The organism is Roseivirga sp., assembly GCF_034669765.1.
In the GTDB taxonomy this organism is placed as follows: domain Bacteria; phylum Bacteroidota; class Bacteroidia; order Cytophagales; family Cyclobacteriaceae; genus Roseivirga.
The window spans coordinates 92,249-109,175 of the sequence record NZ_JAXMOQ010000007.1 but is presented as its reverse complement, the minus strand read 5'-3'; the positions used below and the strand labels follow the sequence as shown (position 1 = coordinate 109,175).

Genomic DNA, 16,927 nt, shown 5'->3' with positions numbered 1-16,927 from the left:
CCACCCCTTTGTAGAGGTGGTTTTGAATAAGGCAATATTTATAATCCATTCTAAGTCGAACCAATCAAAACCAGTTTACTTCTATCAGTTCTTGATATTTCTCTCCTAAAATCTCGGTAATCATTGTATAACTCCGCTGAGTACGTACCCTTTTTCATTTGAATGCTCCTGATATAAGTCAGTTCATTGGTTTCCACGTCAAACTGGTAGCTCACATTATATTCCCCAAATTCTGACTTATGAGTCACCGGTTCGGGTTGAAATTCCAGTCGATAGCTTTCTGGGATTTTGAATTTTATGGAATCAGTATTTACATAAGCATACTTAAGCACAATGGGCGATTCACGATCTTCGATTTTTGGAGGAACGTACTCTTGCCTGGTAAGTAGGTTGGGTACAAAAAATAATCTTTCCCCAGATTGAGAGGCATATTTTCTTAAACCAATGCTAAGCGTTTGCTTGAGGGTAGGGTTCTCTGACTTTTCACGTTCAAAGCTGAAATCACCTAAATCAAATGCGGGAATGTCAATACTATTTAACAAATGTTTCCGCTGGTCTTCTTTCCCCGCTTTCACTACCATCGCATAATCATCGTAGCGTCTTCCTTTATATATTGTTTCTATAGATGCTTGCCCATTTCCCTCTTTGTCAAAAGCTACCTCACCAACGCGCGTTTGGGTATTTACTTCCATTGGGTAGCTCGGTGTTTTGATTAATTTTCCACCGTCTTCAGTAATCATTAATACATGTCTGTCGCTGGTAAAGCCTCCTAAAAAGTTAAAGGGCGCATCCTGACTTGTACATTCCAGCCATACGGTATCTTTTTCCATCGGCACAGAAAGAATTACATGATTGAACTGGCTGCTTGGAAAGTCTGTAATAATATCATCTTCATCTTCCCCCGCACGAACAAGAGTATAGTTAGACTTGATTCCAACACTTTTTAACATGCTATAGGTAAAGTAGCTTAGGGCCTTGCAATCGCCATAACCAGTTTCGGCAACATCGGTAGCCTCAAAAGGTTGGTAACCTCCTATTCCAAGCTGAATACTCACGTATCGGGTATTGGATTGGAGGTATTCGTAAATTAATTTTATTTTCTCTTTATCATCTGAAACACCAGCCACCATCGATTTTAGCTTAGACTCTAACTCGACAGGTAATTGATCGCGTCCATTATTCAATTTATTGATCCACATTCCAAAAGACTTCCAGCTATCCATTGAACCACTAAACCCTTCCATACTAAAAGTGGAAGGAGCCAAAAGCACATGTGGGCTCATATCGAAGACAGAAGAGCCAAGGTATTCCTGCTCTATCGCTGGAAGATTAGAAACTTCCCATTGATATGTAATACCTGAATCATTGGTATTAATTACTGCCTCTCCATCATAATGCTCTTCTCTATATCGAAGGCCATAGGCAGGAGGTGTACGTACCTCTAATGTACCCTTTTCAACCGCCAAGCCTGGAGCTGATCTTAAGCCCCAAACGGGGTAATGTAAAGAAGATTTTTCGATTTTCTCAAATTCAATTTCAATCGTATATGGTAACTCAATATCAGAAGCAATGTACCCTTTCAATCGATTAGAATCGTAGAGAGACCCAGAACTGGTAATGTTCACATCTTCTATTTCGGAAGATTTTACTTTTTTTACCGACTTCCCTTCTGCATCAAAAAGGGTGATTTTGATGCTTTTAATTTTATCCAGTTTATCATAAAACTCTATAAACTGCCCCCAAGACTTCCCTTCTTCTTTAAGAATAGTAATGGCCTTCTTAACTTGGTAAACAGACAATTCTTCATTTTCAATAGTGAATTGACTATCCCAAGTTCTTACAATCGCATTAGCCCCCTTCTTAAGGTTCTCTGGTATTTTGCTGACAGCATAGTCTTGCGCATAAACTGAAGCTATACTGAGATACAGTACGATAATAAAAGTGATGCTTTTCATGGCTTAACTTTCTTTTTCTTAAATACAATTTGCCCTTCCTGCTTGGCTATAACATGATTAAAAAACTCTTTGAGCAGAGGATATTCATCGGGTAAATAGCTTGTTTTATACAAGTTCAAGCGAACAACAACCTGGATTTTATCTCCCTGAATGGCAGATAGGTAACTGTACTTACCTCCATTATCAGGCAACGCAATATTCTTACTTTCTGGTAACTCTTCTACTTCAAAGCCTTCTGGAATAGCAACATTAAACATGTACATATTAATTATGGGTGCAGAAAATTCAACTGGATAAAGCCGGGTTTCAAGCTTAAAAGGGTTTTCCTTGATGAATTTAGTTAACACTGGATTCACAAATATTTTATCCCCAATAAAACTCACACCACTCTCTCTTGTAAAGTCAAACTGACCCTCTACATTATCCTTGGCCTCATCCGCATATTTGAACGAAACGTTTTCAATCTCACCATCAAAATCTTCAAAAACATCCTTCAAATCTTCTTCTTCGAGGTCAGCAATAGTGCTCTTCGTTCGTGTAGAGGCTGTTCCTCTAAACACTACGCTCACATCTCCTTCTAAAATATCGTCATCATTTACCCGTAAATTACCCGTTACAATTTCAGTATCCATTTCCTTATTCAAACTCAAGTCAACCCATTCTGGCCCGGTTAATGTAATTTTGAGTCCCTGACCGTTAAGGCAACTCGTTGGGAGTATATTATAGGGTCTAAGTTTATTGGTAGCATCCATCAAGTAAGTTTTACCATCTATCGTTGCCGAGGCAATAGTTCTATTGAATTGTTTGATCAATGGAACATATGTATTTAAATAGCCATGCGCCCGCGTGCTTAGAATCACGGGATCGGCACTAATTCCCGCATTTCTCAAAAACATAATAAGTGTCATGTTAATTTCTGGAGCCGAGGCCTTTTTGTCTCCCCAAGTCTGACGAGGACTATCATACATGTAGAGCCCTGTTCTTTCATTCCATTCATAATTGTCTCTAACAAAATTGAAGATATCAATTAGACTCGCTTCATCATTCTTCCATTCCTTTTCGTCAGGATATATTTTTCTTATTTGACCACTGGCCTCCAATGCCTTACCAAAGGCAACGTCTTCAAGTAAATCCTTATTAATTGCCTCCCAGTTTTCCATATATACCTCTTTAAAGTAACCAGGTATATCAATGGCCTTAATTTCAAACTCAATTTTTGACCTGAAATTTTCCATGGTTGCGACATAAGGTTCATTATCTAAGGAAGAAACATTTTTCATTACGATATGCTGTTTACCAAGAGAATTGTCGACAAATGCGGGTTGGATATAGCCCTTCATCATCGTTTGATAATCGCCATACCTTGGTATATCAATCTCGTATTCAGAGTATCTAACAGGAATTGACGTTTGGAATATCCATGCTGGAAGACGGGAGAAATCACCAGTTTTTCGCGTATAAGTATATTCTATTATAGATCCCACTTTAACATCTGGGAGGGAAGCCTTTTTTGACCAAAGGTCATCATTGATTTTCTCATCAACCCAATCCTTCTTCCCCATTTCAGTGGTTACTATTTTTCCATCGACCAAATTGTGAGTAGCAGCTTTTAGCTTAGTAATTCCGTTACCTTTTAAGTAGTCAAGTTTTATATCCGCCCACTTAAAACCTTCTTCTTTCAATATCTTAATTCGCACCAGTTGTGTGAGGTACATATCGAAACTACTCTCATTAAATATTGCTCTTCCCTTATCTACTAGGTAAACCGCAGCAGCTCCTGAATCGGGTGAATACACCGTCATTTCCAAATCCGCTTTATCTATTTTCCCAAATTCGTGGGATTCGACCTGCGCTGTGACATTAAAATAGCTCAAACACAGAATGGCGACACACAAGATTACTCGTTCCATTTTTAAAAAATTATAAGGTTAACGTGTCAAAATAGGACAACCCCCTCTTCAACACAAGAAAAAACTAATATATTCACCCTATTATTTTAAATAAGTCCATCAATCAATTGATAGTGTCTTTTGACTGAGGTCAAAAACAATATTAATAAAACAAAAAACCACCCCTTTTCAGAGGTGGTTTTGAATTCATCAAGATTTTAGAATCTTACTTTCCTTCGTTGTATCTTCTGGTTACTTCGTCCCAGTTAATTACGTTAAAGAAAGCGTTAATGTAATCAGGTCTTCTGTTTTGGTAGTTCAAGTAATAAGCGTGTTCCCAAACATCAAGACCCAAAATTGGCTTTCCGCCACAGCCTACATTTGGCATCATTGGGTTATCTTGGTTAGGAGAAGAGCAAACCTCTACTTTGCCACCTGAGTGAACGCAAAGCCAAGCCCAACCAGAACCGAATCTCGTAGCTGCTGCTTTTGAGAAGGCCTCTTTAAAAGCATCGAAAGAGCCAAAAGCTGAATCGATTGCTGCGGCTAAATCGCCTGAAGGCTTACCGCCACCGTTTGGAGACATTACTGTCCAAAAAAGATCGTGGTTAAAGTAACCGCCACCGTTATTTCTTACTGCTGCATTGTCAGTATGATTGGCCAAAAGCTCTTCAATACTTTTGCCCGCCATTTCAGTACCTTCAATTGCTGCGTTCAGGTTGTTGGTATAACCTGCATGATGTTTATCGTGATGGATTTCCATCGTTCTTGCATCCACGTGCGGTTCAAGCGCGTCAAATGCATATGGTAAATCTGGAAGTTTAAATGCCATGTTTATTTATGATTTTATGTTGAACAAAAATTTATGGTCTCAATTTAGAGAAAAACGACTTCATAAGCGCTTCGCTCTCTACTTCTAACAAGCCTCCTACCACTTCTGTTTTAGGATGTAGCAAGTTTCTTTGGTGAATGCTGTATCCTCTTCGGATATCCTTGGCTCCGTACACCAGTTTGCCGAGCTGCGCCCAATATTGAGCTCCGGCACACATGACGCAAGGCTCTAACGTAACATACAAAGTACACTCTTTCAAATATTTCGCCCCCAAATAATTAAAGGCCGAAGTCAATGCCAGCATTTCAGCATGGGCAGTAACATCATTCAATTGCTCTGTTTGGTTATAGGCCCGAGCAATAATTCGTTTTTCAGCAACTACCACCGCCCCAACAGGAACTTCTCCCCTGTCGAAAGCCATTTGGGCTTGCTTTAAAGCCTCACCCATGAAAAACTCGTCTTTATGTACTGATAGTTCCAAAGTTCAAACGTTTTATTTACCCAACAGGCCATTGAAAGCAAAAATCTTTTCAGAATAAGTAAAGATTAAAAGTCTCTTTCGATTGAAGCCTAATATTAGCCCCATTTGCTAAAACAATTACTAAATTTGCGGCTCAATTTTACGAAAGCATACCATGTTAAGAACGCATACCTGTGGCGAATTAAGAGAAAGCAATAGCAACGAGCAAGTTACACTTTGTGGTTGGGTACAGCGGTCGCGCGATAAAGGCGGCCTTATGTGGACCGACTTAAGGGACCGTTACGGCATTACTCAGCTTTCTTTTGAAGAAGGAAGTACCCCTGCTGAAGTGTTGGAAACTGCCAGAAAACTTGGGCGTGAATTTGTTGTGAAAGCCACTGGGACCGTAGTAGAACGCTATTCTAAAAACGACAATATTCCTACAGGAGGCATCGAGATTAAAGTAGAAAGCTTAGAGATTTTAAATGGCTCAAAAGTACCTCCATTCATTATTGAAGACGACACCGATGGTGGTGAAGAACTCAGAATGAAATACCGCTACTTGGATTTACGTAGAAATGCGGTGCGCAGTAAGCTGCAACTGCGCTCTAAATTGGCCATGGCGGTTCGTAATTACTTAACCGAACAAGACTTTATTGAGGTTGAAACGCCTGTTTTGATCAAGTCTACGCCTGAAGGAGCGCGTGACTTTGTTGTGCCTTCTAGAATGAACCAAGGTGAATTCTATGCGTTGCCGCAATCACCACAAACCTTTAAGCAGCTGCTAATGGTTTCTGGTTTCGACAGGTATTTCCAAATCGTAAAATGCTTTAGAGATGAAGACCTTAGGGCCGATCGCCAGCCTGAGTTTACTCAAATTGACTGCGAAATGTCTTTCGTAAATCAAGAAGACATTCTGAATACCTTCGAAGGCATGACCCGCCACATGTTCTCTGCCGTAAGAGGTGTAGAATTGGGCGATTTCCCGCACATGACTTATGCCGATGCCATGCGCAAATACGGAAACGACAAACCCGACATCCGTTTTGGGATGGAGTTTGTTGAACTGAATGAGCTGGCACAAAACAAAGGTTTTAGCATTTTCGATCAGGCAGAATTGGTACTTGGAATTTGTGCCGAAGGTTGTGCTGAATACACCCGTAAGCAGTTAGATGCCCTTACCGATTATGTGAAAAGACCACAAATTGGTGCCAAAGGTTTGGTGTATGTAAAATGCAATGTCGATGGCACTTTCAAATCTTCAGTAGATAAATTCTATGCTCAAGAAGACTTAAAAGCTTGGGCAGATAAAGCAGGCGCCCAAGCGGGTGACTTAATTTTGGTACTTAGCGGAACCACCAACGAAACCCGCAAGCAAATGAGCGAATTACGTTTGCACATGGGTAAAGAATTGGGTTTACGCGATAAAAATACTTTCCAACCACTTTGGGTAATCGACTTCCCGCTATTGGAATGGGATGAAGAAACGAAGCGTTTCCATGCCATGCACCATCCATTCACTTCGCCAAAGGCGGAAGACATGGCCTTGCTCGATACCGACCCAGGAAAAGTGAGAGCCAACGCTTACGATTTGGTCATCAACGGTGTTGAAATTGGTGGCGGTTCTATCAGAATTCACGACCGTGCTACACAGCAGCTGATGTTCAAACACTTAGGCTTTACTGAAGACGAGGCTAAAGCCCAATTCGGCTTTTTAATGGACGCTTTCGAATATGGTGCACCTCCACACGGTGGAATTGCCTTCGGTTTCGATAGACTTTGCGCCATGTTTGGTGGCTCTGACAGTATCAGAGATTACATCGCTTTCCCTAAAAATACTTCGGGCCGCGATGTAATGATTGACTCGCCATCTACCATTGATGAAACACAACTCAAAGAGTTAGGGATAAATTTGAGATAAGCCGTTTACTTAAAACTTAGTTTTAAGATTTGGCCGTAGTGTTAAATTCGTAAATTCGGGCGCGTCTAAAAACTGATGAAAACCAAGCTTACAAAAAAATTCTACATGCGTATTAGCCTAGCGATATCCACGCTACTCTGGCTAATCATGACGCTATTGGATGTTTTGCAGGTTTTAGCGGTAAGAAGTGATGTAGATTTAGGCATTTCTCCAATCGTTCCGGTACTTATAATCGACTTCTTTTTTGTCTTTGTGGTATTGTTTTACCGCCTTAGAATTACAAAAGTAGAAAGTACAGATTTCATCGATTATCTCTGGCGAGTATTTGCCATTGGCCTTATTGCTACATTAGTCTCACTTGCCCTTGGCCTGTTCAACAACTCCATTGCTGATTCGGCATTGGCCAATAATCCATTTTTAGAGGAGGTGTTGTATAGTATCCGCTTCGGATTAATTTCCGTATTCCTCGTTTCTACTTTTACGGTTTGGAAAAAGCTTATTCTGTACCAAAAGTCAAAAAGACTAGTCATCTGGTGGAATGTATTTGAAGGCGTAATACTGCTTTCCATATTTTTCAACCTTATAGGTGGAGACCTACAAACCAATGATCTATTTAAAATCCTTTTCGGTGTAATTACCCTAATGGCATTAATACTATCGGCCAATTTAAAGTGGGTGGCTTTTCTCAATTTTAAGCAGAAGTGGAAAAGCATTTTGCTCATTCTACTTATCACCATTTACTTGGGTTATTTCTTTACCTCAATATATGTTCCAGGGGAAGAGACGATGGATATCTTAAAGTCGATAGACAACCTCTTTATTGTTTCGCTGTTTGTCTTCTTGCTTTTCTACAGCATTTTTTCACTTTTGGTGATCCTCTTTAACCTTCCTACGTCTTCTGTTTTTGAGAAGAAAATGGAAGAGGCAATCAACTTCCAGCGCTTAAGTCAATCCATTCAACAAGGTGAAAACGAAAACCAGATTTTTGATATTTTGCTAACCAGCTCCATGAGTGCTGTATATGCTGATGCTGGTTGGCTAGAAATTGAGCGTAACAAACAAGGTACAGAAGAGTCTGAAATCAGAAGAAAAAACCTTAGCCCCACAAACCGACTAGAGGTAATAGAGCAAATAAAAGTGAGCAAGCAAAAATATGTGCTGAAAAACCCGCTTTCAAAAGCCTCAGAACAAGACCAAACGCTTATCTTATTTAAGAAGTCAAATTTTAGATCAGTACTAATTGTTCCCCTAATCATTCAAGAGAAAATAGCGGGGCACATGTACTTACTCAATGAGTTGAGCGATGGCTTCAATAAAGAGATGATTAACATCATCAATACCTTTGCCAGCCAAGCCAGTATCTCCATTGAAAACTTCCGCCTTTTGGGTGAAGCATTAGAAAACGAACGCTATAAAAAAGAACTTAACATTGCTAAAAAGGTACAGCGGGCACTTTTACCTGTAAACCTCGATCATAATGATTCTTTTCAGATTCATGCCTTTACCCAAGCGCCAGATGAAGTTGGGGGTGATTATTATGATACCTTCAGACTGAGCGAGCATAAGTTTGCAGTTGTCATTGGAGATGTTTCTGGAAAAGGAACTTCGGCAGCTTTCCACATGTCGCAAATGAAGGGTATTTTTCAAAGCCTAGTTCAACTGGACCTCGCACCTGACGAATTTTTGGTCAAAGCCAATAAGGCTTTGAGTGGCTGTCTAGAGAAAACCTCTTTTATCACGCTTTCGTATTTTGTCATCGATACCGAGCATAAATCGGTTGAGTATTCCAGAGCTGGCCACTGCCCAACATTATTTTATTCCAGCCAAAACTCCAGTGCCGAATTCCTTGAAAACAAAGGACTTGGACTTGGGATCCTACGGAATGACAGCTTCAAAAACTATGTGTTCGTCAATAAAATGACTTTCCAAAAAGATGACGTCATAGTACTGTATACCGATGGCATTTCAGAGGCTTCTAACAATAGTGGCGAGGAATTTGGTTATGACAGAATGAAAAAGATATTGACCGACAACGCAAAGTTCGATGCAGTTTCAATTCAAAAAACATTTATTAAAAAGCTCTTTGAGTTTTGTGAGGATAAAAATTTAAATGATGACTACACGATGGTGGTGATCAAGTTCAAATAAAGAACGTATAAAAGCTTATGTTAGAAATTGTACAGACCAACGAAAACAATTACATCTCCATTGCCGTAACAGGAGATGCAGATGCCAGTTCTTCTATCAAGTTGGACAAGGGGCTTCGCTCGGCTTTTGACGAAAGTCACAGTAACATCATAATAGATTGCACTAACCTTAATTATATTTCTTCTGCTGGATTGGGCGTATTCATGTCCTACATCGAAGAGATAAATCAAACCAATACCACCTTTGTTATTTACGGCCTATCCGAAAAAGTGCTGAAAGTTTTTGGCATTCTCGGTCTAGACCAGTTGCTTATACTTAAAAATACAAAAGAAGAAGCTTTAGTAGAATTAAATGGCTTATAGTTTTAACATACCGTACAGCAAAAACAAACTCAGGTTAATGAGAAAGTTTGTAACCGAAGTGTTACATGAACACTCTGTGCCTGATATTGAAACCAATATGATGGTATTGGCGGTGGATGAGGTATGTGCAAACATTATTATCCATGGTCAATGTTCTGACCTTGAAGATTATGTAAAAATTTCAATCAGCTTTAATAAAGAAGGCGTTTGGTTTGATATTATTGACAAAGGGGCTGCTTTCGATATTATAAAGTACAACGAGCCTATTTTAGGAGATTTAATTCGAACCAAACAGAAAGGAGGCGTGGGCATTATGTTGGTAAAGAAAATCATGGACAAAATAGAATTTGATTCAAGCCCGAATCAAAATACCCTACGTTTGTTCAAAAAAGTGACTTTCGAAAAGTAGCCCTATCATGCGTTTCCTTGTTTTATTGATTTTCTGTTTCTATTCCTTTGCTCCAGTATCAGCTTTTCAAAGCAATACCAATGTCGCTCAGATCAATGGAACCCCTATTTCAAAAGCTGAATTCCTCTATGCTTTTCATAAAAATCAAAAGGCAGATACACCTATCATTTACGATTCACTCGAAAAGTATTTGAACCAATACATTGATTTCAAGCTCAAAGTATTAGCTGCCAAAAAAGCTGGGATTGATGTTTCAGAAGCTTTTCAAGAGGAGTACAATGGGTATATTGCCCAAATTCAAAAGCCTTATTTGCAGAACCCAGTATCAGAGGAGAGCCTTATTTTAGAGGTTTACAACCGACTGAAGTATGAAGTGAATGCTTCACATATTCTAATTCGAATAGCCAATGAATCCAACCCAATGGATACGCTCGCGGCTTATGAAAAAACTGATAGTCTTAGAAGCTTAGCTGTAAATGGAGCTGATTTTTGGCTTTTGGCTAAAAATAACTCACAAGACGGATCCGCCAAAGATGGTGGAAGCTTAGGCTGGTTTACTGCCATGTCCATGGTTTATCCCTTTGAAAATGGCGCTTACGAAACTCCTGTGGATGGCATTTCAAAAATTATTCGTTCGCAATTCGGCTATCATATTATTAAAGTCAATGACAAGAGGCAAGCCAAAGGCAGAATAAAAACATCACACATTTTTCTGACTAAAAACGATCGTTCAAGGGAAAGTGGAAACCAGTTGATCAAAACAATTTACGATTCTATTCAAAATGGTGGAGACTGGAAGGCGCTCTGCAAACAATATACTGAAGATAGTCAGACACAACTGAATGGAGGGTCTCTTCCTTTTGCAGGAACAGGGCAATTGCCTGAAGAATTCTTGAATGTGGCCTATAGTATAGAAACTCCAGGCGACATTGCCACTCCTTTAGAGGCCTCATACGGCTGGCACATTATCCGCCTTGATGCCATAGAACAAATGCCTTCTTTGGAAGAGTTGAGGTCAAAGATTTCTGAGAATATCAGACGATCAGGAAGAAATCAATTATCGCCAGAGGTATTGGTCAATAAACTAAAACATGAAAATGGGTTTGAACAAGACTTACCCAGACTTCAAAATACCATTGCTCAAATTGCAGCTGTAGGTTTACCTAACATAGATTTAGCCAGTTTGTCTACCCAAACAATTTTCAAAATAGGTGAAAAAGAAGTCCCATTTTCCGATTTTTTCAATTCATTGGGCAATGCAAATCAAATTACCTTAACCTCATTATGGAACCGCTATATACTCTTTGAGCGAGAGGAAATCATACAGTATGAAGACAGTTTAGCAGCACAAAAATATCCAGAATACGGCTTTTTACTTGATGAGTACAAGGAAGGATTAATGCTTTTCGAAATTATGGAAAAAGAGGTCTGGAACAAAGCTGCAGAAGACAGCATTGGCCTTAACTCTTTTTTCAAATCAAACAAAAAGAACTATGTCGCTCCTGAAAGAGCTTCTGTTTGGGTAATTGAGTCTGTAGATTCTGAAAGCCTTGAAAAGGTGTCTAGTAATTTTACATGGAACCAGAATATGTCCCTTGAAAAAACGTTAAAGGCTCAGCTTGATCCTCAAGTATTTAGTGCGTTAAAAATTGCTAAAAGAACATATCAACGAGATGATTTACCTAATTTCGCGCACAACTGGAAAGAACAGATTCTTTTTAGTCAGCCAGCTGAAAATCGAATTTACGCCATTGAAGAAATAATTCCTGAAGGGCTATACCGTTTAGAGGAAATAAAGGGCCTTGTTATGGCAGACTATCAGGATTGGTTGGAAAAGGATTGGGTGAAATCTTTAAGAAAGGCCAATAAAATTGACATTGACACTAAAATATTGAGGCAAATCGCTTCTGATGAAAAAAGGTAAATACTACATATTGCTCATCACTTTACTTGCGGCTAGCTCTTGCGAGTTTCTTGGTATGGAATCTGATAACAATGTAGATAATACCGAAAACCTTGTGGCTAGGGTGGGTAATACCTTTTTATACAAAACCGACATTAGTGATTTAACCGATGCAAGTATGTCTTCAGAAGACAGTGCTAGAATCACAGAACGTTTTATTGATACTTGGATTAAGAAAGAACTGTTTGTTCGAGAAGCTTCAAGCAATAGCAACATTGATCAAACAGAGATTCAAAGAAAAGTTGAGGCCTATCGCTACACACTTATTTCTTATGAATACCAGAAATTAATGGTGGAACAACAGCTCAGTCGAGAAGTAAGCGAAGAAGAAATAAGGCAGTATTACAGTGACAATATTGAAAATTTTCAACTTAGACAGAATATTTTAAGAGGCCGATATTTGAAAATTTTGCAAGCCGCACAAAAAAAGGCAGACGTAAGAAGGTGGATGAAGTCTGATCGACCAGATGACTTAGAATCACTCAAGTCTTATGGATTTCAATTTGCAAGCGACTTCTCTCTGCAAGATTCTACTTGGATTAATTTTGATGATCTCATCAAAAATTCACCTTTTTCTACTATTGAAAATAAGATTCAGTTTCTAAGTAGAAACCGATATGTTGAAGAATCAGATTCTCTCTATCTTTACCTTTTCAGAATTCATGAATTTAAGCTGTCTGAGCAGGTTTCTCCATTGGAGTATGTTAAGGAAGACATTAAAAACATTATAATTAACAAGCGTAAGGTAGAGATTGCCAAGAGTCTGGAGAATAAAGTTTATGAAAGAGCAAAAAGAAATGAGGACTACGAGATTTATAAATAAGGGATTGACGGCAATACTGTTTACGGTGCTTTCACTCAACTTAGCTTTTGGGCAAGAAGTGGTAGATAAAATTGTGGCCAAAGTGGACAATCACATTATTCTCAAAAGTGAAATTGAACAAGCCTATGCTGGCTTTTTATCCAGCGGTGAAGCGGCAAATTTTACAGGTGATGCCCGATGCTATATTTTAGAACAGATCATCGAAACCAAACTTATGTTGGCCATGTCTGAATTAGATTCGGTGGATGTCGATGCAGGAAGAGTGGATTATGAACTCCAAATGAGAATGCAGAATATTATTGCACAAGTGGGGTCAGAACGTGCTATTCAAGAGGCCTATGGAAAATCTGTCGATCAATTGATGGAAGAGTTAAGACCGAATATTGAAGAGCAGTTGAAAATAGGGGCACAAGAAGAAAACATCTTGAATACGGTAACCGTAACTCCCGCTGAAATCCGTAAGTTTTTCAATAATATTCCTAAAGACAGCTTACCGCTTTTCAATACTGAATTTGAAATAGGGATCATCATTAAAAAGCCTGAGCCAAACGAAGCTGAAGTACAGAAGGCAAAAGATCAGTTGATGAAAATTAGAGAAAGGGCCATGAAAGGCGAGAATTTCGAGGTATTGGCCATTGAAAATTCTCAAGGCCCAACTGGCCCAAACGGAGGCAATTTAGGCATGGCAAAAAGAGGGCAATTTGACCCTGCTTATGAGGCTGGTGCCTTAGCATTAAAACCTGGAGAAATCTCAATGCCAATAGTTTCGTCATTCGGAATACACCTCATTCAGTTGATAGAAAAACGAGGAAACGAATTCAATTCACGCCACATCCTTATTACCCCTAAGCCAACAGAGCAAGACGTTCAAAAAACTTCCAATCTTTTGGACAGCCTTAGAACCCTTATTTTATCCGACAGTATAACTTTTGCCGCTACTGCGAAACAATATTCCGATGATGAGGGTACAAAGGTAAATGGTGGCTTTTTGAGCGGTCAGTTTGGAACAAACAGAATCCCATCAGACGCGCTAGATCCGACCATGTTTTTTATCATTGATGAAATGAAAGAAGGAGATATCTCCAAGCCTGAAATCATTGACATGCCGGATGGTTCAAAGGCGGTTCAAATCATATATTTCAAGTCCAAAGTAGGGCCTCATAGGGCCAATATGACGGATGATTATGAAAAATTAAAAGCAGCCACTTTAGGAATGAAAAAAGCTCAAAAAAGAACTGAGTATATTAAAGAAAAAATGAAAGAAGTTTATGTGATGGTTGACCCAGAATTCAATCGTTGTGGAATAACGAATAATTAATAAGAATGGAAGAAATAAAGTCGGAAGTAGCCCTTGCAAATAAGTTTTTTGAGGATTTCAATATTCTTAAAAAGGAAATCTCAAAAATAATAATTGGTCAAGATGAAGTGGTTAATCTACTTTTGACTTCAATTTTTTGTCAGGGTCACAGCCTCTTGGTCGGAGTACCCGGCTTGGCCAAAACTTTATTGATTAGCACAATTTCTTCGGCCCTGGATCTGAAATTCAATAGGATTCAGTTTACTCCAGATTTAATGCCTTCAGACATTCTAGGGGCTGAAACGTTAGATAAGGACAGAAATTTCAAATTTATTCAAGGCCCAATCTTTGCCAATATCATTTTGGCAGATGAGATTAACAGAACACCACCTAAAACACAGGCTGCTTTGTTAGAGGCCATGCAAGAGTATGCTGTAACAGTTGCTGGACAGACAATCCCGTTACAGAAACCATTCTTTGTATTGGCTACGCAAAACCCAATTGAACAGGAAGGAACCTATCCTCTGCCAGAAGCTCAGCTAGATCGTTTCTTGTTCAATATTCAATTGTCATACCCATCATTTGCTTCAGAAGTAGACATTGTAAAAGGTACAACTACTGATGAGCAAAAAGTAGTCAATAAAATACTCGGTGCAGAAGAAGTACTGGCTTACCAACACTTGGTACGTAGAGTACCTGTTGCAGATAATGTAATTGAATACGCAGTTAATCTCGTGCACAAAACTAGGGTTGAATCAGAAAGAGCTCCTGCCATTACAAAAGAGTATGTGGAATGGGGAGCGGGCCCAAGAGCCTCCCAGAATTTGATTATTGCTGCCAAATGCAATGCCCTACTCAATAACAAATATTCACCTGATATTGAAGATGTAAAAGCGGTTTCGAAACCAATTCTACGTCATAGAATCGTGAGAAACTTTAAGGCAGAAGCCGAAGGTATTACCATCGACAAATTGATTGAAGAATTGCTCTAAGCCGAGTAATCGTAAAAGCCTTTTCCAGATTTACGACCATTATGACCCGCATCTACCTTTTGCTCTTGAATGCGTGAAGGTCTGAATTTCGAGTCTTGATGAAATGCGTTGAACATTGATGTGGTGACTGAGAAATTAGTGTCGACACCAATTAAATCCATCAACCTAAATGGCCCCATTTTAAAACCAGAAGCTTCTACAAGTCGATCGATTCCTTTGACATCGGAAACGCCTTCTTCTAGCACTTTTAATCCTTCAACATAGAAATTACGCGCCACTCTGTTAACAATAAAGCCAGGAGCATCTTTTGCCATAACTGGCACTTTTCCTAATGCTTTCGCCAAGTCAAAAACAACTTTAGAAGTTTCATCTGAAGTAGCAACACCAGAAATCACTTCTACCAATTTCATGATATGGGCAGGGTTGAAAAAGTGCATTCCTACAAAGCGTTCTGGATGCTTCAAATCTCTGGCAATTCTTGTAATTGGAATTGATGAAGTATTTGAAGCCAAAATGGTCTTCTCAGAATTCAGGTTTTCCAATTTCTCAAATAGCTCTTTTTTTACATCAAGCCTTTCTACTATTGCCTCAATAATGATGTCTGCCTTAAGCTGTTCAAAATCGGTGCTAAAAGTGATATTGGAAAGTGCTTGATCCTTTTCTTGAAGGGTAACCTTACCACGCTCAATCCCCTTCTCGAGGTTCTTTTCAATATTCAGTTTGGCCTTATCCAGAGCTGCAGTTTGAAGGTCGTACAATACAACGCTATAATCCGCTAAAGCAGAAATCTGAGCAATTCCTTGCCCCATAGTTCCAGCACCTACTACTCCAACTTTCTTAATGTCTTGTAATTTCATCATAGCGAATTGAATTGCTTTAAAAAGCGAATGTCATTTTCTGTAAACAAGCGTAAATCCTTAATACCATACCGAAGCATGGTAATACGTTCGATACCCATTCCAAAGGCAAATCCTGAATATACAGAAGGATCTATTCCGCAGCTTTCTAATACGTTTGGATCTACCATTCCAGCGCCACCAATTTCTACCCAACCACTGTATTTGCAAATGTTACAACCCTCGCCATGGCATATCTGACAAGAGATGTCAATTTCGGCACTAGGCTCTGTGAAAGGGAAGTATGATGGCCTGAAGCGCACCTGAGTCTCCTTAGTATACATCTCCTTAGCGAAATGATAAAGCGTTTGCTTTAAATCGGCAAACGAAACACCTTTGTCAATGTATAAGCCTTCCATTTGATGGAATACACAATGCGCTCTAGCTGAAATTGCCTCGTTTCTAAAAACCCTTCCTGGAGAAAGTGTTCTGATTGGAGGTTTTTCATTTTCCATCACCCTGATCTGAACGGATGAAGTATGAGTTCTCAAGGCAATGTCAGGGTTCTTCTCTAAAAAGAAAGTATCCTGCATTTCTCTCGCTGGGTGATTTTCAGGGAAGTTTAACGCAGTGAAATTATGCCAATCATCTTCAATTTCTGGTCCCGAAGAAACATTAAACCCAATTCTCTCAAATATTTCAATGAACCTTTGGCGCGTAGCCGTTAAAGGATGAATTGTTCCAAATTGACTTTCAATAGGCGGCAAAGTAAGATCTGCGTGATCTTCAGTCTTCTTTGACCCTGACTTTAGGTTATCAATATGGAATTGAAAACGATCTTCAGCCAAGTTCTTTAATGCATTAACATCCTGACCATAAGCTTTCCTTTCTTCAGCAGGCACAGTCTTCATATTACCAAAGAGTTCTCCAATAACACTTTTACGGCTTATGAACCTCATCCTAAAAGCTTCAAGCTCAGTATCAGAACTTACCACAAAGGCTTCTACTTCTTTCTTAATTTCTTCGATCGAATTCGACAT

At 39.2% G+C, this 16,927-nt stretch carries 14 protein-coding genes; 8 read left to right on the top strand and 6 right to left on the bottom strand.

Annotated elements, in window-relative coordinates; genetic code table 11:
* Positions 1-50: 50 nt before the first annotated feature.
* The 4 genes from VOI17_RS14540 to VOI17_RS14525 form a co-directional block, all read right to left on the bottom strand.
* The gene (locus tag VOI17_RS14540) at positions 51-1,955 is read right to left on the bottom strand and encodes a DUF3857 domain-containing protein (RefSeq protein WP_323757954.1); all 1,905 of its coding nucleotides are present in this window, start codon (positions 1,953-1,955) and stop codon (positions 51-53) included.
* On the bottom strand, positions 1,952-3,865 hold the full coding sequence (locus VOI17_RS14535; RefSeq protein ID WP_323757953.1) for a DUF3857 domain-containing protein: 1,914 nt from the start codon (positions 3,863-3,865) through the stop codon (positions 1,952-1,954). The genes VOI17_RS14540 and VOI17_RS14535 overlap by 4 nt, the downstream gene beginning before the upstream one ends.
* 205 nt (positions 3,866-4,070) lie before the next feature.
* Complete coding sequence (locus VOI17_RS14530) at positions 4,071-4,676, bottom strand: superoxide dismutase (protein WP_323757952.1); 606 nt, start codon at positions 4,674-4,676, stop codon at positions 4,071-4,073.
* Between the two features lie 31 nt (positions 4,677-4,707).
* On the bottom strand, positions 4,708-5,157 hold the full coding sequence (locus tag VOI17_RS14525; RefSeq protein ID WP_323757951.1) for a nucleoside deaminase: 450 nt from the start codon (positions 5,155-5,157) through the stop codon (positions 4,708-4,710).
* Between the two features lie 154 nt (positions 5,158-5,311).
* On the opposite strand from VOI17_RS14525, the gene aspS reads away from it, so the two are divergent.
* From aspS to VOI17_RS14485, 8 genes are all read left to right on the top strand, one after another.
* On the top strand, positions 5,312-7,057 hold the full coding sequence (gene aspS / locus VOI17_RS14520; protein WP_323757950.1) for an aspartate--tRNA ligase: 1,746 nt from the start codon (positions 5,312-5,314) through the stop codon (positions 7,055-7,057).
* Between the two features lie 75 nt (positions 7,058-7,132).
* Positions 7,133-9,205, top strand: coding sequence for a GAF domain-containing SpoIIE family protein phosphatase (locus tag VOI17_RS14515; RefSeq protein WP_323757949.1), 2,073 nt, complete (start codon positions 7,133-7,135; stop codon positions 9,203-9,205).
* A gap of 17 nt (positions 9,206-9,222) precedes the next feature.
* Positions 9,223-9,567, top strand: a complete 345-nt coding sequence (locus VOI17_RS14510; protein WP_323757948.1) for an STAS domain-containing protein — start codon at positions 9,223-9,225, stop codon at positions 9,565-9,567.
* The gene (locus tag VOI17_RS14505) at positions 9,557-9,976 is read left to right on the top strand and encodes an ATP-binding protein (protein WP_323757947.1); all 420 of its coding nucleotides are present in this window, start codon (positions 9,557-9,559) and stop codon (positions 9,974-9,976) included. The genes VOI17_RS14510 and VOI17_RS14505 overlap by 11 nt, the downstream gene beginning before the upstream one ends.
* Positions 9,977-9,983: 7 nt before the next feature.
* Positions 9,984-11,900, top strand: coding sequence for a peptidylprolyl isomerase (locus tag VOI17_RS14500; RefSeq protein ID WP_323757946.1), 1,917 nt, complete (start codon positions 9,984-9,986; stop codon positions 11,898-11,900).
* Complete coding sequence (locus VOI17_RS14495) at positions 11,887-12,762, top strand: peptidyl-prolyl cis-trans isomerase (RefSeq protein WP_323757945.1); 876 nt, start codon at positions 11,887-11,889, stop codon at positions 12,760-12,762. The genes VOI17_RS14500 and VOI17_RS14495 overlap by 14 nt, the downstream gene beginning before the upstream one ends.
* Positions 12,719-14,080 (top strand): peptidylprolyl isomerase, encoded by a 1,362-nt coding sequence (locus VOI17_RS14490; protein ID WP_323757944.1) that lies wholly within the window; start codon positions 12,719-12,721, stop codon positions 14,078-14,080. The genes VOI17_RS14495 and VOI17_RS14490 overlap by 44 nt, the downstream gene beginning before the upstream one ends.
* A gap of 5 nt (positions 14,081-14,085) precedes the next feature.
* On the top strand, positions 14,086-15,051 hold the full coding sequence (locus tag VOI17_RS14485; RefSeq protein WP_323757943.1) for a MoxR family ATPase: 966 nt from the start codon (positions 14,086-14,088) through the stop codon (positions 15,049-15,051).
* Here VOI17_RS14485 and VOI17_RS14480 read toward each other — a convergent pair.
* A complete protein-coding gene (locus VOI17_RS14480; protein ID WP_323757942.1) occupies positions 15,048-15,911 on the bottom strand; it encodes a 3-hydroxyacyl-CoA dehydrogenase NAD-binding domain-containing protein in 864 nt (287 codons plus the stop codon). The two genes, VOI17_RS14485 and VOI17_RS14480, sit on opposite strands and share 4 nt — an antisense overlap.
* Entirely contained in the window at positions 15,908-16,927 is a 1,020-nt protein-coding gene (gene pheS / locus VOI17_RS14475; RefSeq protein ID WP_323757941.1) for a phenylalanine--tRNA ligase subunit alpha, read from the bottom strand. The genes VOI17_RS14480 and pheS overlap by 4 nt, the downstream gene beginning before the upstream one ends.

Excerpts from the sequence above, each read along its gene's own strand:
- VOI17_RS14540 (WP_323757954.1), bottom strand. The coding sequence starts at position 1,955 with ATGAAAAGCATCACTTTTATTATCGTACTGTATCTCAGTATAGCTTCA.
- VOI17_RS14535 (WP_323757953.1), bottom strand. The coding sequence starts at position 3,865 with ATGGAACGAGTAATCTTGTGTGTCGCCATTCTGTGTTTGAGCTATTTT.
- VOI17_RS14530 (WP_323757952.1), bottom strand. The coding sequence starts at position 4,676 with ATGGCATTTAAACTTCCAGATTTACCATATGCATTTGACGCGCTTGAA.
- aspS (WP_323757950.1), top strand. The coding sequence starts at position 5,312 with ATGTTAAGAACGCATACCTGTGGCGAATTAAGAGAAAGCAATAGCAAC.
- VOI17_RS14515 (WP_323757949.1), top strand. The coding sequence starts at position 7,133 with ATGAAAACCAAGCTTACAAAAAAATTCTACATGCGTATTAGCCTAGCG.
- VOI17_RS14510 (WP_323757948.1), top strand. The coding sequence starts at position 9,223 with ATGTTAGAAATTGTACAGACCAACGAAAACAATTACATCTCCATTGCC.
- VOI17_RS14505 (WP_323757947.1), top strand. The coding sequence starts at position 9,557 with ATGGCTTATAGTTTTAACATACCGTACAGCAAAAACAAACTCAGGTTA.
- VOI17_RS14500 (WP_323757946.1), top strand. The coding sequence starts at position 9,984 with ATGCGTTTCCTTGTTTTATTGATTTTCTGTTTCTATTCCTTTGCTCCA.
- VOI17_RS14495 (WP_323757945.1), top strand. The coding sequence starts at position 11,887 with ATGAAAAAAGGTAAATACTACATATTGCTCATCACTTTACTTGCGGCT.
- VOI17_RS14490 (WP_323757944.1), top strand. The coding sequence starts at position 12,719 with ATGAAAGAGCAAAAAGAAATGAGGACTACGAGATTTATAAATAAGGGA.
- VOI17_RS14485 (WP_323757943.1), top strand. The coding sequence starts at position 14,086 with ATGGAAGAAATAAAGTCGGAAGTAGCCCTTGCAAATAAGTTTTTTGAG.
- VOI17_RS14480 (WP_323757942.1), bottom strand. The coding sequence starts at position 15,911 with ATGATGAAATTACAAGACATTAAGAAAGTTGGAGTAGTAGGTGCTGGA.
- pheS (WP_323757941.1), bottom strand. The coding sequence starts at position 16,927 with ATGTCGAATTCGATCGAAGAAATTAAGAAAGAAGTAGAAGCCTTTGTG.